Source organism: Streptomyces sp. LMG1-1-1.1 (genome assembly GCF_040815545.1).
In the GTDB taxonomy this organism is placed as follows: domain Bacteria; phylum Actinomycetota; class Actinomycetes; order Streptomycetales; family Streptomycetaceae; genus Streptomyces.
In genome coordinates this window covers 526,212-547,304 of sequence record NZ_JBFPNH010000001.1, presented here as the reverse complement: position 1 = coordinate 547,304, position 21,093 = coordinate 526,212, and the positions used below count along the sequence as shown (strand labels likewise).

At 71.5% G+C, this 21,093-nt stretch carries 12 protein-coding genes; 3 read left to right on the top strand and 9 right to left on the bottom strand.

The genetic code is table 11. From position 1 onward, the window contains the following. Window positions 1-137 precede the first annotated feature (137 nt). The gene (locus MRBLMG1_RS02225; RefSeq protein WP_367820103.1) at window positions 138-3,032 is read left to right on the top strand and encodes a glycoside hydrolase family 2 TIM barrel-domain containing protein; all 2,895 of its coding nucleotides are present in this window, start codon (window positions 138-140) and stop codon (window positions 3,030-3,032) included. Window positions 3,033-3,036: 4 nt separating this feature from the next. Here MRBLMG1_RS02225 and MRBLMG1_RS02220 read toward each other — a convergent pair whose 3' ends face one another. The 8 genes from MRBLMG1_RS02220 to MRBLMG1_RS02185 all read right to left on the bottom strand — a co-directional run bounded on the left by MRBLMG1_RS02220 (window position 3,037) and on the right by MRBLMG1_RS02185 (window position 16,031). Continuing rightward, window positions 3,037-4,086 carry a rhamnogalacturonan acetylesterase gene (locus tag MRBLMG1_RS02220; protein ID WP_367820101.1) on the bottom strand — a complete coding sequence of 350 codons (1,050 nt, stop codon included), beginning with the start codon at window positions 4,084-4,086 and terminating at the stop codon, window positions 3,037-3,039. A 56-nt stretch (window positions 4,087-4,142) separates the two neighbouring features. Continuing rightward, window positions 4,143-6,878, bottom strand: a complete 2,736-nt coding sequence (locus tag MRBLMG1_RS02215) for a Tat pathway signal sequence domain protein (protein ID WP_367820099.1) — start codon at window positions 6,876-6,878, stop codon at window positions 4,143-4,145. 456 nt (window positions 6,879-7,334) lie between these two features. Next, complete coding sequence (locus tag MRBLMG1_RS02210; protein WP_367820097.1) at window positions 7,335-8,060, bottom strand: hypothetical protein; 726 nt, start codon at window positions 8,058-8,060, stop codon at window positions 7,335-7,337. Further along, complete coding sequence (locus MRBLMG1_RS02205) at window positions 8,057-8,953, bottom strand: carbohydrate ABC transporter permease (protein WP_367820095.1); 897 nt, start codon at window positions 8,951-8,953, stop codon at window positions 8,057-8,059. The genes MRBLMG1_RS02210 and MRBLMG1_RS02205 overlap by 4 nt, the downstream gene beginning before the upstream one ends. Further along, on the bottom strand, window positions 8,950-9,960 hold the full coding sequence (locus tag MRBLMG1_RS02200; protein ID WP_414721472.1) for a carbohydrate ABC transporter permease: 1,011 nt from the start codon (window positions 9,958-9,960) through the stop codon (window positions 8,950-8,952). The genes MRBLMG1_RS02205 and MRBLMG1_RS02200 overlap by 4 nt, the downstream gene beginning before the upstream one ends. After that, a complete protein-coding gene (locus tag MRBLMG1_RS02195) occupies window positions 9,960-11,225 on the bottom strand; it encodes an ABC transporter substrate-binding protein (protein ID WP_367820091.1) in 1,266 nt (421 codons plus the stop codon). Before MRBLMG1_RS02195 ends, MRBLMG1_RS02200 begins: the two co-directional genes overlap by 1 nt. 178 nt (window positions 11,226-11,403) lie before the next feature. Continuing rightward, window positions 11,404-12,927: an alpha-N-arabinofuranosidase gene (locus tag MRBLMG1_RS02190; protein WP_367820090.1), complete on the bottom strand. Its 1,524-nt coding sequence runs from the start codon at window positions 12,925-12,927 to the stop codon at window positions 11,404-11,406. A gap of 194 nt (window positions 12,928-13,121) precedes the next feature. After that, window positions 13,122-16,031 (bottom strand): glycoside hydrolase family 48 protein, encoded by a 2,910-nt coding sequence (locus MRBLMG1_RS02185; protein WP_367820088.1) that lies wholly within the window; start codon window positions 16,029-16,031, stop codon window positions 13,122-13,124. A gap of 275 nt (window positions 16,032-16,306) precedes the next feature. On the opposite strand from MRBLMG1_RS02185, the gene MRBLMG1_RS02180 reads away from it, so the two are divergent. Both MRBLMG1_RS02180 and MRBLMG1_RS02175 read left to right on the top strand, forming a co-directional pair. Continuing rightward, window positions 16,307-17,860: a cellulase family glycosylhydrolase gene (locus tag MRBLMG1_RS02180; protein WP_414721471.1), complete on the top strand. Its 1,554-nt coding sequence runs from the start codon at window positions 16,307-16,309 to the stop codon at window positions 17,858-17,860. Between the two features lie 16 nt (window positions 17,861-17,876). Next, on the top strand, window positions 17,877-19,628 hold the full coding sequence (locus tag MRBLMG1_RS02175) for a glycoside hydrolase family 6 protein (protein WP_367820085.1): 1,752 nt from the start codon (window positions 17,877-17,879) through the stop codon (window positions 19,626-19,628). Between the two features lie 95 nt (window positions 19,629-19,723). On the opposite strand, the gene MRBLMG1_RS02170 is transcribed toward MRBLMG1_RS02175, so the two are convergent. Next, on the bottom strand, window positions 19,724-20,797 hold the full coding sequence (locus tag MRBLMG1_RS02170; protein ID WP_367820314.1) for a LacI family DNA-binding transcriptional regulator: 1,074 nt from the start codon (window positions 20,795-20,797) through the stop codon (window positions 19,724-19,726). Window positions 20,798-21,093: the final 296 nt, after the last annotated feature.

Sequence of the window (21,093 nt, the reverse complement as noted above, 5' to 3'; positions counted from 1 at the left end):
GTCGCGAAGAGTCCAAGGGTCCGGCGGTCCGGCGGGGTTGTGCGGTGGAGGTGCGCGCGGTGGGATGGACCTCGCGCAGCAAGCGCTTTCCGCATTCTTGCTCTCCTCTGCCCCTCCCGCTCTCCGACAGGAGGACCATGTCCGCCCCGCCCTTCCGCACGTCCCCCCTGCCCTGGTACGAGGACGTCTCCCCCGGGCGCGGCACGCTCCCGCCCCGCGCGTGGTACGCCCGTTCCGACGCGGCCGCCCTCTCCCTGAACGGCGACTGGGGCTTCCGCCTCTCCCCCACCGCCGACGCCGAGGACGCGTCCTTCGCCGCCCCGGACTTCGACGCGAGCGCCTGGGGCACGGTCTCGGTGCCGGGCCACTGGGTGCTCCAGGGCAAGGCGTACGGCGGCCCCGCCTACACGAACGTCCGGTACCCCTTCCCCGTGGACCCGCCGCGCGTCCCCACCGAGAACCCGACCGGCGACCACCTGCGCCGCTTCGACCTGCCCGCCGACTGGCCCGCGGCCGGCGGGGCGGTCCTCCGGTTCGACGGCGTCGAGTCGTGCGCCCGGGTGTGGCTCAACGGCACGGAACTCGGCGACTTCAAGGGCTCCCGGCTGGCCCACGAGTTCGCCGTCGGGCACCTCCTGAAGGCGCGGGACAACGTCCTCGCCCTCCGCGTCCACCAGTGGTCCTCCGGCTCCTACCTGGAGGACCAGGACCAGTGGTGGCTGCCGGGCGTCTTCCGTGACGTGACCCTGCTGCACCGGCCGCAGGGCGCCGCCGGCGACTTCTTCGTCCACGCCGCGTACGACCACACCACCGGCCTCGGCACCCTGCGCGTGGACTCCGGCGTCCCGGGCCGGGTCACCGTCCCCGGGCTCGGTCTCGACCTCGCCACCGGCGAGACGGCCACCGCCCCCGTCGAGCCGTGGAGCGCCGAGGTGCCCCGGCTGTACGAAGGCGAGCTGGCCACCGCCGGCGAGCGGATCCCGCTGCGCGTCGGATTCCGGACGGTCGCCGTCGAGGACGGCGTGATCAGGGTCAACGGGCGCCGGGTCCTCTTCCGCGGCGTCAACCGGCACGAGTTCCACCCGGAGCACGGCCGCGCCCTGGACCTCGCGACGATGCGCCGGGACGTGGAGCTGATGAAGCGCCACAACATCAACGCCGTCCGCACCTCGCACTACCCGCCGCACCCCGCCTTCCTCGACCTCTGCGACACCTACGGCCTGTGGGTGATCGACGAGGGCGACCTGGAGACCCACGGCTTCGAGGACCTGGCCTGGCGCGGCAACCCCGTCGACGACGCGCGCTGGACCCCGGCGCTGCTCGACCGGGCGGCCCGGCTCGTCGAGCGCGACAAGAACCACCCGTCGGTCGTCATGTGGTCCCTCGGCAACGAGTGCGGGACCGGCGCCGGGCTGACCGCCATGGCGCAGTGGATCCGGGACCGCGACCCGTCCCGCCTCGTCCACTACGAGGGCGACCGGTCCTGCGCGGACACCGACGTCTACTCGCGGATGTACCCGCCGCACGCCGAGGTCGAGGAGATCGGCCGCCGCGCCGACGCCGGACCGGAGTCCCGGCGCGAACTCCCCCTCGTCCTCTGCGAGTACGCGCACGCGATGGGCAACGGTCCGGGCGGACTCGCCGACTACCAGCGGCTCTTCGAGACGTACGAGCGCTGCCAGGGCGGCTTCGTCTGGGAGTGGATCGACCACGGCCTCGCCCACCCGGTCCACGGGTACGGCTACGGAGGCGACTTCGGCGAGGAGCTCCACGACGGGAACTTCGTCTGCGACGGCCTGATGTTCCCCGACCGGACGCCGTCGCCGGGGCTCCTGGAGTACAAGAAGGTGATCGAGCCGGTACGGATCGCCCCCGGCGGCCGGGACACGGCCCTGGTGACCAACGGCCACGACGTCGCCGACCTCGCGCATCTCACCCTCACCTGGTCCTTCCTGGCCGACGGCGAGACCCTCGCCACCGGCCCGCTCGACCTCCCTCCGCTCGCCGCGGGCGACAGCGCGCACCTGCCCCTGCCCACGCCTCCCGCACACCCCGAAGGCGCCGAGACCCTGTGGACCGTCCGGGCGTCCCTCGCTCACGACACCCTCTGGGCGCCCGCGGGGCACGAGGTCGCCTGGGGGCAGATCCCGGTCGCCGCGCCCGCCCCCGCGCCGCGCGGAACGAGCGGCGAGCGCCCCGTCCGCACGGGTGGCCGGATCACCCTCGGCCCCGGTGTCCTCGACGCCCGCACCGGGGAGCCGGTGGCCGTGGGCCACCTCCCCGTCACAGGGCTGCGGCTCGACGTCTGGCGGGCGCCGACGGACAACGACGAGGGCGCGCCCTGGCAGCCCGACGAGCGCCACGGACCGCTCTGGCGCGAGCTCGGCCTGCACCGGATGCGGCACCGTGTCGACGAAGTCACCCTGGAGGACGACGGGTTGACCGTGCGGTCGCGGGTGGCGCCGGCCGCCGGGGACTTCGGGCTGCGCACCACGTACCGCTGGACCTCGGACGGCGCCGCGCTGCTGCTCCGGGTGGAGGTCGAGCCGGACGGCGAGTGGCGGGTCCCGCTCCCCCGGCTCGGCGTCCGCCTCGGCCTGCCGGCCGCGCTCGACCGGGCCGTCTGGTACGGCGCCGGGCCGGGCGAGGCGTACCCCGACACCCGGTCCGCCGCCCGGCTCGGCCGCTGGGAAGCCGCGGTCGACGGGCTCCGGACGCCGTACGCGCGACCGCAGGAGAACGGGGCCCGGATCGACACCCGGTGGCTGGAGCTGACCGCCGGGAGCGACGGCGGAGGCGTACGGGTGGCGGGCGCGCCGGCGTTCGCGTTCACCGCCCGCCGCTGGACCACCGAGCGGCTGGACGCCGCCGCCCACGACACCGACCTCGTCGCGGGCGACACCCTATGGCTGCACCTGGACCACGCCCAGCACGGCATCGGCTCCCAGTCCTGCGGACCGGGCGTGCTGCCCGCGTACCGGCTCGACGCGGCCCCGGCGTCCTTCTCGTTCGCCTTCTCGCCCGTGGTCTGACGCGTCAACGCACCTGCGGGTCCGGGAGGATGCCCCGGGCCCGCAGCTCCCCGGCGACGAGGGCCGCGTACTCCGTGGCCCCGCGCACCGAGGTGTGGGTGTTGTCCCGCTTCTCGGCGGTCAGGTAGAGCGCCTTGGAGCCCTCGGGGCCCAGCTGCTCGACCCGCGCCTTCGTGAGGGCGGTGAGGTCGATCAGCGGGGTGCCGAGGGAGCCCGCGAGGGCGCGGATCTCGGCGGGGTGGTCCACCCCGAGGCCGTTGACGAGGAGGGCGATGCCGTTGTCCAGGGTGCCGTCGGCGTTGAACCAGCGGCGGACGATCGGGGTGACGAGGACGGGCTCGCCGCCCCTGGCCCGTACCCGCTCGACCATCGTGGTCAGATGGGCGCGGTAGGTGGCCGCGTCCGTCTGCTTGTCGTTGTGGGCGAGCTGGATCAGGACGGGGTCGCCGGGCCGGATCGCCGCCTCGACGGTGTCGAAGAGCGCCGGGTTCGCCAGGAAGGTGACCGTGCTCTCGCCGGAGTCGGCGTGGTTGGCGACGGCGACGCCCCGCCCCAGGTGGACGGGCAGCCGCTGGCCCCAGCCGGTGTACGGGTCCCCCGGCTGGTCGCAGACGGTCGAGTCGCCGACGAGGAACAGCCGGCGGGCGCCCGGTGCGGGGGTCACCCGCAGCGCGGTGACGCGGGGGGCCGCGCCGCCGACCACCAGGTCGAGGCCGGGGCTGCCGGCCGGCCCGGTGGGCTCGCCCTCCGGGTCGCGCACGTCGACCGTGAACGACCTGCGGACGCTCTCCCCCGCCCCGGTGACGGTCTCCGCGAGCAGGGCGCGCCGGGTCTCGCCGCCGACGGACGTCGAACCGGCGGTCTCCCCGCCGAGCGTGACGGTGACGTCGTACGTGCCGGGTGCCACGTCGAAGTGGCAGGCGAGCGTCCCGGCGCCGGTGGGCGCGCAGTGGTCGAGGCCCTGGCCGAACGGGCCGTCGGCGTGGGCGGCCGGTGCGGCGGCGAGCGTCCCGAGCAGGGTCGCCGCCACGGCGAGGAGTGCGGTCTTCCGCATCGTGCGCCTCTCTCTGGTCGTGCGGGTGGGTGCGGTCGGCGGGGTCACCGCGACGCTCACTTCGGGAGGTGGTCGCCGACGAGGGCGAGGTTCTGGATGGCGGCGAGGCCGAACAGGGCCGTGGTGTTGGTGCTGATCCACAGGTGCTCGTAGCCGGGTTCCAGGGCGGCGGAGCCCTGGACGGGCGTCTTGTCCCAGACCATGGCCGCCGTGTACCCGTCGCTCTTGTCGAACTTGGCCCAGGCGCGCTGGGCGAGCTTCGCGTCGTTCAACTGGGCCGCGGCGTAGGCGTCCTGGCGCGAATGCCCCTGGAAGAGCAGGAGCGTGCCGAAGTTCTGGCCGTAGCGGGCGGCCTGCTCGGTCTTGCTCGCGTTGAAGTAGCGGCAGTAGTCGAGCCACGCGTTCCTGAACGCGGGCATGTCGACGAGGTCGATGAGCTCGGCGCACATCTCGACCAGGCCGAACATGGCGGACAGGTGGGAGACGCCGACGACGGGCTGCTCGGCGACGGCGAACCTGCCGGTGTCGAGGTCGTAGAGCCCGGTGCCCTGCACGAAGCCGTTGGGCTGGGCCGCGATGGTCTCCATCGTCGAGCGCAGCCGCGCCTCCGCCTTGGCCGCCTTGGGGCCGCCGCGCTCCCACTCGGTGAGCCACGCGGCGGCGAGTCCGCTCCAGTCGGTGCCGAAGCCGACGGAGAGGGCATGACGGTCAGGCGTGTAGGGCTCGGTGCGGATCTTGCGGATGGGGTCGAGGACGAGGAAGGTCTCGTCGGAGTCGACCTGCTCGTGCATGAGGTCGCCGACGCGCTCGTCCGCCGTCAGGAAGTAGTAGGGGCGCCGGTAGACGGCGGTCGAGATGCGCTGCTGCTTGGCACTGTCGGCGAAGTGCTGGACGCCGTGCCGGGTGCCGAGGCCCGCCCACTGACCGAGGTGGTACACGTCGACCTCGCCGGTGTGCCGGGTCATCGCCTCGGCGAAGCGGAAGATGTCGGCGCGACCCGACCGCAGGTAGGCGTACCAGAGCCACAGGTCGGGCGACAGCTCGGAGTTGTCCCAGGCATAGCCCCCGACGTCGTACCGCCACTGGTGCCGGTCCTCGTCATAGGTGTGCATGATGTCGCCGTAGTCCCAGAAGCCGTACCAACGGCGCTGCTCCGCCTGGTCCTTGTAGTACGTGAAGAGGAAGTCGAGGTGGTCCTCGATCTTCGCCTTGGCGGCGGTGGACCGGTCGACGGGCGAGAACAACCCGCCGAACACCCGGGCCCGCACGAGGTCCTCCGGGCTCGCCGCCAGCTGCGGCGGCGTCCGGACGGCCTCCGCCTGGGCGACGAGGGTCGCGGCCGCGGGAGTGGCCGCGTTGGCCCAGAACATCAACTCGCTGGTACGGGCGATCCCGTACGGGGTCCCGAACCCCGGCTCATGGTCCTCGTAGGTGATGTTGAGCCCTTCGAGCTGCTCCGCGTACGTGTCCTGCCCCATGCCGTCGTGATAGAACCGCAGGTCCATCGGCTGCGCCTCGGGCGACCACAACCACAACGTGACCTCGGCCTCGTCACCGGCCGCGCCCCTGATGTCGAGCTGCGCCGGATGCTTCTGCCAGAAGTCACGCAGCCCGAAGGACAGTCCACCCGTCACCCCGCCGACATAGCCGAACCCACTCGCCCGGCGGCCGCCACCCGCCGGGATCCACCCCTGACCCGCCTTGGTGCGCTTACGCAGGGCGAAGCCGTCGGCGGACAGCTGCGCCAGGGTGTAGTCGCCCCACGTGGGCACGTACTGCATCCGCGTCGTGACCCGCTGATCCCACGTCGCCGGATCCGGCAGCTTCTCGCCCTTGACCTGCGCCGTACGCACGGCCGCACCAGGGTCACGACGCAGACCCGTGACGCCCTGCACGGCCTCCGTCAGGAATCCGGCCCCCTCCCCCGCGATCCGGACATGCCGGTCGTACGCGGCATCACGCATCGGCACCGTGAAACGCACACCGAGACCGCGGATGAAGTCCTTGGTGTGGTCACCGTCGTACGTGATGGTGTGCACCATCCGGAACGAGTCGGAGCCCGCGTAGAAGTACAGACGCACCGAGAACGGCAGCCAACTACGGCTCCCCTTCCGATGCTTGCCGTCGATCCGCACCACAGCCCTGACAGGCCCGCTCTGCTCCACGGTCGCACCGGAGATCTCCCCGTCGAACCGCTCCCACTTGGCACTGCCCTGATCGCCGTCGTCCACGTCGCTCTGCCGCAGCAGCACCAACCGGCCGTCGGTCGCTATCCTCACCCCGTCCCGCGTCACCGACTCGACGAGCTTCCCCCCGTCCCTCCACACCACCGCCCGGACAGTGCCGGTGTCCACGGTGATCCGCCGACCGGACTCCGCGACCGACACCGTCTTCGCAGCGACGGCGGGCGTCCCGGGAGCAAGGCTGAAACTCTCCGCCCCGGCCGCCCCAGGACCGACAGCATGCGCGCTCCACTTCAAAGAGCCGTCGGGCCACCGCGCCGTGGTCCACGTCTGCACCGGCACCGGCGCCCCCTCCGCCGTCGTCAGCGCGAAGTCCTGGTCCCCCGCATACACCCCCTTCGGCCACGCCACACCGAACGTCGACCCGGCCGCCACCCCCAGCCCACCCGGCTCCAGCCACCTCACCACCGCCGGCCGATCACCCGCCTCCCCCGCCTCCCCCGGCCCCTCCGCCCGGGCCTCCCCCCGCCCCAACACCCAACTGAACTGCGCACCGGCGCCGGCCACGGCAGCCGCCTTGAGAAGCGAACGACGAGGAAGAGAGGACACGAGAACTCCTTTCGGGGCGCGCGGATGGCGCGCCTGGGGAAGCGGGGGGGGAGATCGGGGGGGTGGGAGATCGGGGGGTGCGGTGGCCGGATGGGCCGCGGTGATGCGGGGCGGTGGGCCGGGGCGGTGGCGCCCGCCAGCACGTGCGGGCCGCGCCCACGTGCCCGCCACCGCGTGCGGGCCGCGCCCACGTGCCCGCCAGCGCGTGCGGGCCGCGCCCACGTGCCCGCCAGCGCGTGCGGGCCGCGCCCTGCGCCGGCCCACCCCCGTGTGGGCAATCGTCCCGCTGGGGCGGGACGGGTGGGCACACGGGACGGCGCCCTTGGCGGCGCGTCGGCCCCTTGTGCCCTGGCCCGCACCGATAGCGCGGCGCACAAAGGGTGGGGCGGCCGCCCCTGTACCTGGACCCGCACCGGAAAGGTGTCGCACGAAGGGCGCGGGTTCAGGCGCGGAAGCCTAGGCCCGGCAGGGGGCGCCGTCCGTTGTGCCCACCCATTCCGCCCCAGCGGAACGATTGCCCACAACGGGGGTGGGCGGAGTGGGTGCCGCCTCGGCGGAGCGAGGGGCTATGACGGGGAGAGGGGGCGTCGTCTCGGCGGAGTGGGGGCCCGCGAGGCGGTGGTCGGCGGCGACGGCGGAGGCGACGAGGATGCCGAGGGCGGGTAGGGCGAGGGGGGCGGAGAACCAGGCGGAGGCGGCGATGACCGCCAGGCCGCAGACGACGAGGAGGGAGCCCGCGGGGTCGCGCAGGGCGCGGCGGGCGGCGGGGCCGAGGAGGGCCCGCCAGCGCAGGCCGGGCCGCCAGGCGGCCGCGGCCCGGAGGACGGTGACGGTCAGCCAGAGCGCCGCGAGGACGGCGAGGGTGCCGATCGTCCGCCCGCCGGGCACGGGCAGCGCTCGTACGAGGGTGAGGTCGGCGGCGACGAGGGCGAGGGCGGCTGCGTAGGCGAGCCCCGCAGCCCGGCCGCCGCCCCGCAGGGCGCCGCGCAGGTCGGTGGCGAAGTACCGCAGGCCGGCCTGCCGGCCGTCGGCGGAGCGCCGTAGGTGGGACGCGCCGGCGGCGAGCGCTGCCGGCAGTGTCACGAGCGGCAGCCCGGCGGCGGCGATCCACACCCCCGCGAGGAGGCATTCGGCGAAGATTCCGAAGGGGGCGAGGAAGCGGCCTCGCGTGCGGGCGCTCATCCTTTGAGTCCCGAGGTGGCCATGCCGTCGATGAGGTACCGCTGGAAGGCGAGGAAGAAGGCGACCACGGGAAGCAGGGCCACGAGTGACATCGCGATCATGCCGCCGTAGTTGGCGACGCCGTCCTGGTCGACGAACATCTTGAGGCCCAGCGAGACCGTGTACTTCTCGGGTTCGTTGAGGTAGATCAGCGGACCCATGAAGTCGTTCCAGGCGTTGATGAACGTGAAGATCGCGCTGGTGATGAGCGCGGGCCTGCACAGCGGCAGCACGATCGACCAGTAGGTGCGCAGGTGTCCGCAGCCGTCGAGCCGGGCCGCCTCGTCCAGTTCCCTGGGGAGCCCGCGCATGAACTGGAGCATGAGGAAGACGAAGAAGGCGTCGGTGGCGAGGTACTTGCCGAGCAGCAACGGCGTGTAGGTGTTGATGAGTTCGAGCTTCTGGAAGAGCACGTACTGCGGGATGAGCAGTACGTGGTACGGCAGGAGCAGGGTGCCGATCATCAGGGTGAAGAGCAGGCCGCGTCCGGCGAAGCCGATCTTGGCGAAGGCGTAGGCCGCGAGGGAGCTGGAGAGGACGACGCCGATGACCGAACCGACGGCGAGGAAGAGGGAGTTGCCGAAGAAGGTGGAGATGGGGATGTCGGCGATGCCGTCGGCGAGCCGCCGGTAGTTCTCGGTGACGGGGTCGGTGGGGAGGAGGTTCAGGCTGCCGACGATCTCGTCGTTGGGTTTGAAGGAGCCGCCGATCACCCAGACGACCGGGTAGAGGATGACGGCGAGCACGGCGAGGGCGCCGAGGTGCCAGGCGATCGAACCCGCGGTGCGCGGGCTCCTGTTCCGGGTGGTGGTCGCCGTGCCGGTCGGGGCGGCGGTCCGTGTCGCGAGGCTCATCGGGCCCCCTCCTCGTAGTGCACCCAGCGCCGCTGGGACCAGAAAAGGACCGCGGTGACCAGGCCGACGGCGAGGAGCAGCATCCAGGCCATCGCCGATGCCAGGCCCATCCGGCTGTTCTCGAAGCCCTGGATGTAGAGGTAGCAGGTGTAGACGAGCGTGCCGTCGGCGGGTCCGCAGGCGTTGCCCTGGCTGCCGATGATGTAGGCGGAGCCGAAGATCTGGAAGGAGTGGATGGTCTCCAGGAGGACGTTGAAGAAGAGCACCGGGGAGATCATCGGCAGGGTGATGTGCCAGAACCGCCGCCACGGGCTCGCGCCGTCGACCTGCGCCGCCTCGTACAGTTCGCGCGGCACCTGCTTCAGCCCGGCGAGGAAGATGACCATGGGGGCGCCGAACTGCCAGACGGTCAGCGCGACCAGGGCGTAGATGATGCGGTCGGGGTCGCCGATCCAGCCTCCGGGGTCCAGGCCGATGAGCTGCTGTCCGCGGTCGACGGCTGCGCCGTCGGAGAAGATCGCGCGCCAGACGATGGCGATCGAGACGCTGGCGCCGATGAGCGAGGGCGCGTAGAACGCGGCCCGGTAGAAGCCCTGTCCGCGCCTGCTCTGGTTGAGGAGGAGGGCGACGCCGAGTGCGGCGGCCAGTTTCAGCGGGGTGCCGATGACCACGTACCGGCCGGTGACTTCGACCGAGGTGCGCCAGCGGGGGTCGCCGAACATCTCGGTGAAGTTGTCGAGGCCGATCCACCGCGGGGCGTCGAAGAGGTTGTAGTCGGTGAAGGCGAAGTAGAGCGAGGCGGCCATGGGTCCCGCGGTGAGCAGGAGGAAGCCCGTGATCCAGGGGGACATGAAGAGGTAGCCGGCGAGGTTCTCGCGGCGGGCCCTTCGGGTGCGGGAGCGGCCGCGCGGGCGGCCGCCGCCGGCCGGGGAGGCCGCGGGCGCGGTCTCCCCGTCGGGGCGGGTCGTCGGCGCGGGGGTCGGTGCGGTGGTCACGGCGGTGTCCATCAGGAGGAGAGCGCCGTCTTCGCCTCGGTGAAGTACTGCTTCACCGCGTCGGCGACGGGCCGCTCGCCCAGGGACATCTCCTCGGCGAGCCGCAGGAACGCGGCCTCGCACACGTCGGCGCCGGCCGGGTGCGGGGTGATCGGTTCCAGGACGCGGGACTCGACGAGCTGCTTCTCGTAGGCGGCGATCTGCTTGCCGACCTCGTCCGCCGGCACGTACGCCCGGAACTGTGCCTCGGTGGACGGGACGCCGCGGTCGTAGCCCATGATCCGGCCGACCTCGGGGTCGTGGACCATGAAGTCGATGAACTGGGCCGCCTCCTTGGGGTGCTTGGTGCGCTTGGAGGCGCTGAGCATGAGGGAGCCGAGGTACTGGCCGGTCTTGCGGCCGTCCGTGGTGGGGATGGGGGCCAGGCCGTAGGTGCTCTTGCCCTCGCTGGTGTAGCGGACGGCGAAGTTGTCCCAGGTGAATTCGGAGCCGGCTAGTCCGGCGGTGACCGCCGACTTGGGCTTGGCCTGGATGGTCTTCTTCGGGTCGGCGTACACGCCGGACTTCACGCGCGCGTAGGCCTTGGTCCACCAGTCCGTGAGGTCGGCCTCGGTGAAGCCGAGGGCGGAGGTGGTGAAGAACGCCTTGCCGTGCTGGCGGAGGTAGAGGTCGTAGAGGTACATGATCCCGTACGGGCCGGCGTCGCCGGCCCTTCCCTGGCTCTGCCGGATCCTGGCGAGGGCGTCGTGGTACTCGTCCCAGGTCCAGCCGGGCTTGGGGGTGACGCCGGCCTTGGTGAAGACGGCCTGGTCGACGACGAGGGCCATCGAGTTGCTGCCGACGGGTATGCCGAGCAGCTTGCCGTCGACCTCGCCGAACTTCTCCAGGCCGGCGCGGAACCCGTCGAGGCGGAGGTTCCCCGCCTCGGCCTGCTCGCGCAGGTCGAGGAGGACGTTCTTCGCGTCGTACTTGCGCAGGAAGCCGATGGCGTTCTGGAAGACGTCCGGTGCGTTGCCCCCCGACGCCTGGGTGTTGAACTTCTTCCAGAAGTCGGCGTAGGGCTGGAAGTCGGTCTTGACCTTGATCTTCGGGAACTTCTTCTCGAAGAGGGCGATCGACTGGTTGATCCGCTTGGCCCGGTCGTCGGAGCCCCACCAGGTGTACCGGATGGTGACGGTGCCGTCTCCGGAGTCGGAGCCGGTGCCGCAGCCCGCCGCGGTCAGACCGAGAGCCGCGAGGGAGCTGCCGGTGACCTTCAGCAGGCTCCGACGGTCCACAGTGCCTTGAGTACGCACAGTTCGTCCTCCGCGCGTTATTAGAACGTTTCAGGAAAGCGCTTGCTGGGACAAAGTAGGGTCGTCGGCCAGCCACGTCAACGCTTCGGACAGGATCTTTCGAAGCGCTTCGAATGCACCTTCGCGAGCCCTGTGATGAAAGGATTCAACGAAGGGCTCGTCAGGCCAGCCGGATGACGTTCCAGGACAGGGGCTCCAGGACGGCCCGCAGCACCCCGTCCACGAGCTCCGTGCCCGCCACCGGGTGCGGCACGACCCGATCCGGCTCGTCGAGTGTGTTGGCGGCCTCGGGGTCCTCGTCCGCGAGCGCGCTGTGCTCGACGACCCGGTCGAGGCCGAGGCCGCGCAGGGTCACCTCGAGCGGCAAGGGCGCGTTCCGTCCGCGGTTCACGGCGAAGACGGTCACCCCGCCGTCCTCGCCCCGTACGGCCGTGGCGTGCAGCAGCGGCACGTCCCCGTACCGCTCCGTGGGGTACGTCGGCGAGGCCACCCGCACGTCGAGGACGGTCCCGCGGCCGTGGCGGGAGGCCTGGGCGAACGGGAAGAAGGTGGTCTGGCGCCAGGCGGGGCCGCCGGGCTCGGTCATGATCGGGGCGATCACGTTGACGAGCTGGGCGAGACAGGCCACGGCGATCCGGTCGGCGTGGCGCAGCAGGGCGATCACGAGCGTGCCGAACACGACCGCGTCGGTGACGGTGTACACGTCCTCCAGGAGGCGCGGGGCCTCCTGCCAGTCCTCGAAGGGATGCGCGTGGGGCCGGCGCTGGTACCAGACGTTCCACTCGTCGAAGGAGAGGGTGAGGCGCTTGGGCGACTTGAGGCGGGCGCCGACGTGGTCGCAGGTGGCGACCACCTCCTCGATGAAGGCCTCCATGTGGACGGCGGAGGCGAGGAAGGAGTCGCGGTCGCCGTCGGTCTCCTCGTAGTAGGCGTGCAGCGAGACGTGGTCGACCACCTCGTACGTCTCCGCCAGGACCGTGGCCTCCCAGGCGGCGAAGGTCGGCAGGTCCCTGGCGGAGCTGCCGCAGGCGACGAGTTCGAGCCCGGGGTCGAACTGGCGCAGCGCGCGGGCGGTCTGGGCGGCCAGCCGGCCGTACTCCTCCGCGGTCTTCTGGCCGGTCTGCCAGGTGCCGTCCATCTCGTTGCCCAGACACCAGAGCCGGATGCCGAACGGGTCCTTGTCGCCGTGCGCGATCCGGCGGTCGGAGAGCTCGGTGCCGCCGGGGTGGTTGGCGTACTCGACGAGGTCCATGGCCTCCGTGATGCCGCGGGTGCCGAGGTTCACCGCCATCATCGGCTCGGCCTGCGGGCCGAGTTTCCGCAGGAAGGCCATGAACTCGCTCAGGCCGAAGCGGTTGGTCTCGGTGGAGCGCCAGGCGACGTCGAGCCGGCGCGGCCGCCGCTCGACCGGGCCGACGCCGTCCTCCCAGCGGTAGCCGGAGACGAAGTTGCCGCCGGGGTAGCGCATCGCGGTGACGCCGAGCTCGCGGACCAGCTCCAGGACGTCGGTGCGCAGTCCGTCCTCGTCGGCGGTGGGGTGGCCGGGCTCGTGGATGCCGGTGTAGACGCAGCGGCCGAGGTGCTCGACGAAGGAGCCGTAGAGGCGGGGGTCGACGGGGCCGACGGTGAAGTCGGGATCGAGGGTGAAACGAGCGGTGCGGGTGGTGCGTTCGGTGTGGGACACGCGGTTCCCTCTCGTTCGGTGTGTTCGGTATTTCGACCGACGGTCGTATGTCCGAACGAGAACGTAGGAGCGGGAGTCAGGCGTCGTCAATGGATCTCCGGCCGGCCCCGGGCACGGCCGAAGGCCGGGCGGGCCCCTCGCGGGGTCCACCCGGCCTCGTCGTACGCGGAGCCGTCTCCAGGCGGGGCGGGCTGTTATTCGAGCAGCTCCGCGTACGAGCCCATGGCCAGGGCGATGTCCGCCTGGGCCCAGAACCGGTGGTAGGTGAAGACGGGGGCTGCGCCGCCCGCCAGGTAGGCCTCGATCTTGGGCCAGGCCGGGTCGTTCTTGTAGAAGGAGCGGATCGAGGCGAAGGTCGACGAGGAGTTCACCGCGTCGCCGTTCGGCATGACACCGGTCCAGCCGCTCGGCACGTAGACCGGGTCGTCGAAGCGGTTGTAGTCGGCGCGGGTCTCCGGGACGGCGACGCCCAGCGGGTCCTGGTGGTGGTCCCACATGCCGTCGAGGAGTGCCTTGGCGACGCGCTTGGCCTCGGCGTGACCGGACTTGGCCGCGTAGTAGGTGAGCGTCTTGGCGTAGGCGGCGGCCACGCCGACGTCGTCGGTGTAGTCGGCGACGGTGACGTGCAGGCCGGCGTTGGCGCCGGGGCTCGCCGCGTTCCAGGTGTCGGGCGCGCCCGACCACTGGAGGGTGGAGGGGATGCGGTAGGTGCCGTCCGGGTTGATCGTCGTCTTGGACAGCGCCCAGGAGACCCACTTGTCCAGGACGGTCTTCGCCCCGGCGTCACCGGTCTGCTGGTAGTACTCGGCGACCCGCTCCATGGACCAGGCCTGGAAGCCGAACCACTGGTTCGACGCGGGGTCGTGGTAGACGGGCTTCTCGTCGTAGAAGAGGCCGTGGAAGGTCGGCGTGCCGGCCGGCGGGGTGGCGTAACGGCCCTGCCAGCTGTTGGTGGCGCCGCCCGCGATGGCGCCCTCGTCCGACTGGAGCCAGCGGTAGAACTCAAGCTGCCGGTCGAGGCTGGTCGCCCAGTCCGCCGCGCCCGTCGTCGACTTCGGCTTGAGCGGGGCGTACTCGCTGAGCGCGTACGCGGCGAGCGGGTTCTGGTATCCGCCGTGGGCGTGGCTGGAGCCGATCCGCCAGGACCAGCCGGCGGAGGTGTCGGCGGCACCGCCCCAGGCGTAGTACCAGGACATCAGGTAGTGCGCGCTGTCCTTGCCGGTGCCGGCCGGGCAGGTGGTCGGGCCGACGCAGTTCCCGGACTTCTTGAAGTACTTGTCGAACATCGCGTACCGCAGGTAGTCGCCCATCTTGGCGGCCTTGCCGACGGTCGCGGTGACCTGGCTTCCCTTGCCCTGCTGCTTGGCCCAGAGGTCGGCCCAGTAGGCGGCCTGGACGGCGCGGGCGTCGGCGTCGGGCGCGTTGGTGAACTTCCACTGCTTGGCGTAGGAGGAGTCCCCCGTGAAGAGGTCCAGGTAGCCGTTCTTGCCGCCGTAGGCGAACTTGTCGCAGGTGGGGTGGGTGACGGTCTCCCAGACGGACTCCTGGGGGCCGCGCTGGAAGGTGTTGATGTAGGAGGGGCCGGTCGCCGTCGGTCCGGTGGAGCACTTCCCGGGCTCGTTGCCGAAGCCGTAGACGTTGTCGACGTCCTGGATCCAGTGCATGCCGTAGATGTCGTCGGTGCCGTAGGCGCTCTTGAGCTCGGCGGCGATCGGGTCGGAGCCCGAGGTCACGCCGGAGTCCAGCTTCGCCGGGTACTGCGACGGGAGGTCCCACTCGGGGGCGTACGTCGCCGGCTTGGAGGCGTTGTAGGAGGAGGACGTGGGCTGGTCGGCGTGGGTGGGGATCATGAATTTCTCCATGGTGTCCCAGGCGCCGTTGAACTTGGTCCAGTCGCCGGTGATCTTCCCGTACATGGCCTGGAGCCAGATGAGGTAGCTGTACGCCTCCGAGGTCGTCTCATGCCCGTGGTCGGGGGCCTCGACGATCAAGGTCTCGACGGAGTGGTACGGGATGCCCTCGGGCGAGAAGTAGCCGTTGGCCGGGTTGGTGATCTTCCCGTGCAGGTCGAGGAAGCGGGCGTCGTACGTGGAGTTCGCGGCCAGCTGGGCGACGGTCACCTCGGCCTTGGCGTGGCCGGGGGCGGTCGCGGTGAAAACGGCCGAGCCGGTGCCGGTGGCCGCGGCGGCGACGGTCACCTTCTGGGCGGTGTTCCAGTTCGCCGGGGTGAAGGTGAGGGTCGCGGGAGTCGCGGTGAGATTGGTGTTGCCCGAGGTACGGGCGACGCTCACCGTGACGTTCGCGGTGGGCGCGGTGGACAGCTTCAGGTCGAAGGTGCCCGTCGTGCCCTGGCGGACGCCGAGCTGGCTCGGGGAGGCGACGAGCGCGGGTCCGGCGGCGACGGTGATGCCGACGGGGGCGGACTCGGCGGAGGCGCCGAGGCTGTCGTAGGCCTTGGCGTAGAGGGAGTGGGCGCCGGTGGCGAGGCCGGCGGCGCTGTAGGCGAAGGGTGCGGTGGTGTCGGTGCCGAGGAGCGTGGTGTCGCTGTAGAACTCCACCTTGCTCACGGTCGCGCTGTCGGCCGCGGCGGCGGTGGCGGCCAGCGGCACCGCGTCGCCCTCGGTGTAGACGGCGCCCGCGGTGGGGCTGGTCAGGACGGCGACCGGGGGCTGGTGAGCGCCGGCGCAGGTGGTGCCGTTGACCGCGAAGCCGGTCGGGGCGGCGTTGGTCCCGCTGTACGTGAACTGGGCGCCGGTGGTGGTGGCGGCGCCCGCGGCGAGGCTGCCGTTCCAGGACGCGTTGGTCACGGTGACGTTCTTGCCGGACTGGGACCAGACGCCGCTCCAGCCGTTGGTGAGCTTCTGGTCGCCGGCGTAGGAGTAGGTGAGGGTCCAGCCGTTGAGCGCGGTGGTGGCCCGGTTGGTGAGCGTGAGTTCGGCGGTGAAGCCGGAACCCCAGTCGTTCGTCTTGTAGTCGACGCTGCACTGCACGGCGGCGGCCTGGGCCGTGGTGGCACCGACGGCCGTGAGGCCGAGGGGCAGGGAGAGCGCAGCGGCCAGCGCGGTCAGCTGCCGGCGTGGTCGTCGTACGAGTGGTCGTGGCATGCGGGTGGTTCTCCTCGCGGCTCGGGAGGTTGGGGGTGCGAAGAGCGAGAACAGCTTGCGGGGACAAGCCCTGAACCAGTGGGAGCGCTCCCACTGTGCAGTTGAGCCGCAACGGCGTCAAGGTGTGTGAAGAGTCGAAGGCAGATGACGAGGAAATTTACCCAACACCTCTTTTGCTTGGCGGCTGTTGGCGCTACGGTCTGCCCGACCAGTGGGAGCGGTTCCATCCAGTCGGCACACCGTCAGCGGTGTGCCCTCGCTGTGAGGACTCGCTCATGCGACATCCCCCACGTCTGTCCGCGCTGCTCGCAGGAGCGGCGCTCACGATGGCGAGTACCGCTTTCGCCGTCACGGGTACGGCCTCAGGAGCAGCGGCCGCACCCGTCTGCACCGTCGAGTACTCGGTCGCCGGCCAGTGGGCCGGCGGCTACCAGGGCGCCGTCACCGTCACCAACAACGGTGCCGCGCTGAACGGTTGGAGCCTCGGCTTCGCCTTCCCGGCCGGCCAGGTCGTCAGCCAGGGCTGGGGCGGGAAGTGGTCCCAGACCGGGGCGTCCGTCACCGTCGTGAACGAGAGCTGGAACGCCGCCCTCGCCACGGGCGCCAAGGTCACGGGCGGATTCATCGCCTCCTGGACGGGCACCAACACGGCCCCCACCGCGTTCACGCTCAACGGCACGCCGTGCACCACCGAAGGACCCACGCCCACCCCGACGCCGACGCCGTCGACCACGACGCCGACGCCGACCCCCACCGACCCGACCACACCCCCGACCACCCCTCCGCCGACCAGCCCGCCGCCGACCCCCGTCCCCGGCGCGCCCGAACTCGGCGTCACGGGAAGCAAGTTCACCGACCAGAACGGCGCGGTCCGCCGCCTCCTCGGCGTCAACCGCTCCGGCGGCGAGTTCATGTGCGTCCAGGGCTACGGCTTCTTCGACGGTCCCGTCGACGACGCCTCGGTCAAGGCCATCGCCGACTGGAAGGCCAACACGGTCCGCATCCCCCTCAACGAGGAGTGCTGGCTCGGCCTGGACAACGTCAAGCCCGAGTACCGCGGCGCGAACTACGTCAACGCGGTCAGGGACCTGGTGGCCAAGGTCCTCGCCCACGGCATGACCCCCGTGGTCGAACTGCACTGGACCCACGGCCAGTACACCGGCAACTCCTCGGGCTGCGCCGACGTGCACGCCTCCTGCCAGAAGCCGATGCCCGGCGCCCAGTACACGCCGGCGTTCTGGACATCGGTCGCGAACACCTTCAAGAACGACCGGCGGGTCGTCTTCGACCTGTTCAACGAGCCCTATCCGGACCGGGCGACCTCCACCGCGGCACAGGCCTGGTCCTGCTGGCGCGACGGCGGCACCTGCCCCGGCATCGGCTACGAGGTCGCCGGCATGCAGGACCTGGTGGACGCGGTCCGCGCCACGGGATCGAGGAACCTCGTCCTCGTCCCGGGCATCGCGTACTCCAACGACCTCAGCCAGTGGCTCACGTACGCCCCCACAGACCCGGCGGGCAATCTGGCCGCCGCCTGGCACGTCTACAACTTCAACACCTGTTCCGACGAGACGTGCTGGAACGACACCCTCGCCCCGGTAGCCGCCAAGGTTCCCCTCCTCGCGGGCGAGATCGGTGAGAACACCTGCGGACACGCGTTCATCGACCGCGTCATGAAGTGGTTCGACGACCGCGGCCTCTCGTACCTCGGCTGGACCTGGAACACCTGGAACTGCAACTCAGGGCCCGCACTGATCACTTCGTACGACGGCACCCCCACCGCATTCGGCATCGGGCTGCGCGACCACCTGCGCGACCTCACCCCCTGAAAGGAATCCCACCCGCATGAGCCGCACCAGAAGCACCAGTCGTACCGCCCTCCTGGCGGCACTCGGCCTGATCACCGCCACCGGCGCCACCGCCACCGTCTTCGGCACCACCGCCGGCGCGGCCACCCCCGGCTGCAAGGTCGACTACCAGATCACCAACCAGTGGAACACCGGCTTCGGCGCCAACGTGACCGTCACCAACACCGGTGACCCGGTCGCCGCGTGGACCGTCGAGTGGACCTACGGCGGCAACCAGCAGGTCACCCAGGGCTGGAACGCCACCCTCACCCAGTCCGGCGCCAACGTCACCGCCAAGAACGTCTCGTACAACGGGACGCTGGCCACCGGCGGCTCCACCTCCTTCGGCTTCAACGGCTCCTACAGCGGCACCAACGCCGTGCCGGCGACCTTCAAGCTGAACGGGGTCGTCTGCAACGGCGCCACCGAGCCGACGACGCCTCCCACCACGCCACCGACCACCCCGCCCACCACGCCTCCCACCACGCCGCCGGCCGGGACCAAGGCCGACAACCCGTACGCCGGCGCCAAGGTGTACGTGAACCCGGAGTGGTCCGCGAAGGCCGCGGCCGAGCCGGGCGGCACCAAGGTCTCCAACCAGCCCACCGGCATCTGGCTGGACCGGATCGCCGCGGTCAACGGCTCCGCCACCACCATGGGTCTGCGCGCCCACCTCGACGAGGCCCTGCGGCAGAAGGGCTCCGGCGAGCTCGTCGTCCAGCTCGTCATCTACAACCTGCCCGGCCGCGACTGCGCCGCGCTCGCCTCCAACGGCGAGCTCGGCCCCACCGAGATCGACCGCTACAAGACCGAGTACATCGACCCGCTCGCCGCGATCCTCGCCGACTCCAAGTACGCCGGTCTGCGGATCGTCACCACGGTCGAGATCGACTCGCTGCCCAACCTGGTCACCAACGTCTCCGGGCGTCCCACGGCCACGCCCAACTGCGACGTCATGAAGGCGAACGGCAACTACATCACCGGCGTCGGCTACGCGCTCAAGAAGCTCGGCGCGATCGGCAACGTCTACAACTACATCGACGCGGGCCACCACGGCTGGCTGGGCTGGGACGACAACTTCGGCCCGTCCGCCGAACTGTTCAAGCAAGCCGCCACGGCCGAGGGCTCGACCCTCGCCAACGTGCACGGCTTCATCGTCAACACCGCCAACTACAGCGCCCTGAAGGAGGACCACTTCACGATCAACGACAGTGTGAACGGCACCACCGTGCGCCAGTCGAAGTGGGTCGACTGGAACCGCTACACCGACGAGCTGTCGTACGCCCAGGCGATGCGCGCCAAGCTGGTCTCGATCGGCTTCGACAGCAACCTCGGCATGCTGATCGACACCTCCCGCAACGGCTGGGGCGGCACCGCGCGGCCCACGGGCCCGGGAGCCCTGACCAGCGTCGACACCTACGTCAACGGCGGTCGCTACGACCGGCGCATCAACCCCGGCAACTGGTGCAACCAGTCCGGCGCGGGTCTCGGCGAGCGGCCCCAGGCGGCCCCGGCCGCGGGCATCGACGCGTACGTCTGGATGAAGCCCCCGGGCGAGTCCGACGGCGCCTCCAAGGAGATCCCGAACAACGAGGGCAAGGGCTTCGACCGGATGTGCGACCCGACGTACACGGGCAACGTCCGTAACGGGAACAGCATGTCGGGCGCGCTGCCCGACGCCCCGCTCGCGGGCCAGTGGTTCTCGGCCCAGTTCCAGGAACTCCTGAAGAACGCCTACCCGGCGCTGTAACACCCACCGCACGCGCCCCGCGGCCGGCCAGGCCGCGGGAGCACGCGCGAGCCCCGCGGGACGAAGCGTCCCGCGGGGCACCGGCGTACCCGCGCTCAGCAGGAGGACCGCACGACGAGTTCGGTCGGCAGCACGTGCCGACGGGGCTCCTCGGGCGTCGCCGTGCCCTCGTGGATCTCCCGGATCAGCATCCGCGCCATCGTGCGGCCCATCTCCTCGATGGGCTGCCGCACGCTCGTCAGCGGCGGGTCCATCAGCCGCGCCACCGGCGAGTCGTCGACGCCGACGAGGGCCACGTCCTCGGGCACCTGGCGACCAGTCTCCCGCAGCACCCCGCGCGCCCCGGCCGCCATCACGTCGGAGGCGGCGAAGACGGCGTCCAGGTCCGGGCGGCGGTCGAGCAGCAGCCGCATGGCCCGCCGGCCGCCCTCCTCGGTGAAGTCGCCCGCGGAGACCAGTCCCTCGTCGGGCGCGAGTCCGGCCTCGGTGAGCCCCGCCCGGTAGCCGCCCAGCCGGGCGCGCGCCACGTACATGTCGAGCGGCCCGGCGACGGTCGCGATCCTGCTGCGGCCGCGCGCCACGAGGTGGGCGACGGCGGCCCGGCCCGCCCCGATGTTGTCGGAGTCGACGTACGGCACGGGTTCGGCCTCGGCGCGGCGGCCGTTCATGACGACCGGGAGGCCCAGCTCGCGGATCCGGTCCGGCAGCGGATCGTCGCCGTGCACGGAGGCGAGGAGCACCCCGTCGACGCGTTGGGCCGCCAGGTACTGCTCGAACCGCTGCCGCTCCTGCTCGCTTCGGACCAGGGTGAGCAGGAGCTGCTTGTCGGCCTCGGCGAGTTCGGCGCTGACGCCTCGGATGAGGTCGAGGAAGTAGGGCTCGGCGAAGAGCCTGGCCTCCGCCTCGGGGATGACGAGCGCGATGGCGTCGGTGCGGCTGCCCGCCAGGGCGCGGGCCGCCTGGTTGGGTACGTAGCCGAGTTCGGCGACGGCTCTGGCGACGGCCGTCCTGGTCTGTTCGCTCACCCGCGGGGAGCCGTTGATGACCCGGGAGACCGTGCCCCGGCCGACCCCGGCCCGGGCCGCTACCTGCTCCAGGGTGGGTCTGCCGCTCTGCCGTCCGTTCACAACTCCCGAACTCCCCTCGTAGGACAACACGCTGCTCACCATGGCCATACGGGGATGGGAGCGCTCCCACACTAGTCCACGCCCCTCCTGCCGCGCCACGCGTCCGCGTTCAGGAGATGACGGCCCGGTTGCCGCAGGGCGGCGTGAAACCCCCGGAAAACCTTCCGGTAACGAATCCGCGTTCATGTCTTGACACCCGGACCCGCCAGGCAGCAACCTTCCGGCAACGACGTGGGAGCGCTCCCATCCGGGACGCACACAACCTGCATCAGGTCCGCCGGCCAGCCGCCGAGCCGCGATCCGCCGGCCGGACCTCATGGCGCACAACGAGCACCACC

What these genes read in the sequence shown, in the direction of transcription:
- MRBLMG1_RS02225 (WP_367820103.1), top strand. Translation starts at nt 138, where the DNA reads ATGTCCGCCCCGCCCTTCCGCACGTCCCCCCTGCCCTGGTACGAGGAC.
- MRBLMG1_RS02220 (WP_367820101.1), bottom strand. Translation starts at nt 4,086, where the DNA reads ATGCGGAAGACCGCACTCCTCGCCGTGGCGGCGACCCTGCTCGGGACG.
- MRBLMG1_RS02210 (WP_367820097.1), bottom strand. Translation starts at nt 8,060, where the DNA reads ATGAGCGCCCGCACGCGAGGCCGCTTCCTCGCCCCCTTCGGAATCTTC.
- MRBLMG1_RS02205 (WP_367820095.1), bottom strand. Translation starts at nt 8,953, where the DNA reads ATGAGCCTCGCGACACGGACCGCCGCCCCGACCGGCACGGCGACCACC.
- MRBLMG1_RS02200 (WP_414721472.1), bottom strand. Translation starts at nt 9,960, where the DNA reads ATGGACACCGCCGTGACCACCGCACCGACCCCCGCGCCGACGACCCGC.
- MRBLMG1_RS02185 (WP_367820088.1), bottom strand. Translation starts at nt 16,031, where the DNA reads ATGCCACGACCACTCGTACGACGACCACGCCGGCAGCTGACCGCGCTG.
- MRBLMG1_RS02180 (WP_414721471.1), top strand. Translation starts at nt 16,307, where the DNA reads ATGCGACATCCCCCACGTCTGTCCGCGCTGCTCGCAGGAGCGGCGCTC.
- MRBLMG1_RS02175 (WP_367820085.1), top strand. Translation starts at nt 17,877, where the DNA reads ATGAGCCGCACCAGAAGCACCAGTCGTACCGCCCTCCTGGCGGCACTC.
- MRBLMG1_RS02170 (WP_367820314.1), bottom strand. Translation starts at nt 20,797, where the DNA reads ATGGTGAGCAGCGTGTTGTCCTACGAGGGGAGTTCGGGAGTTGTGAAC.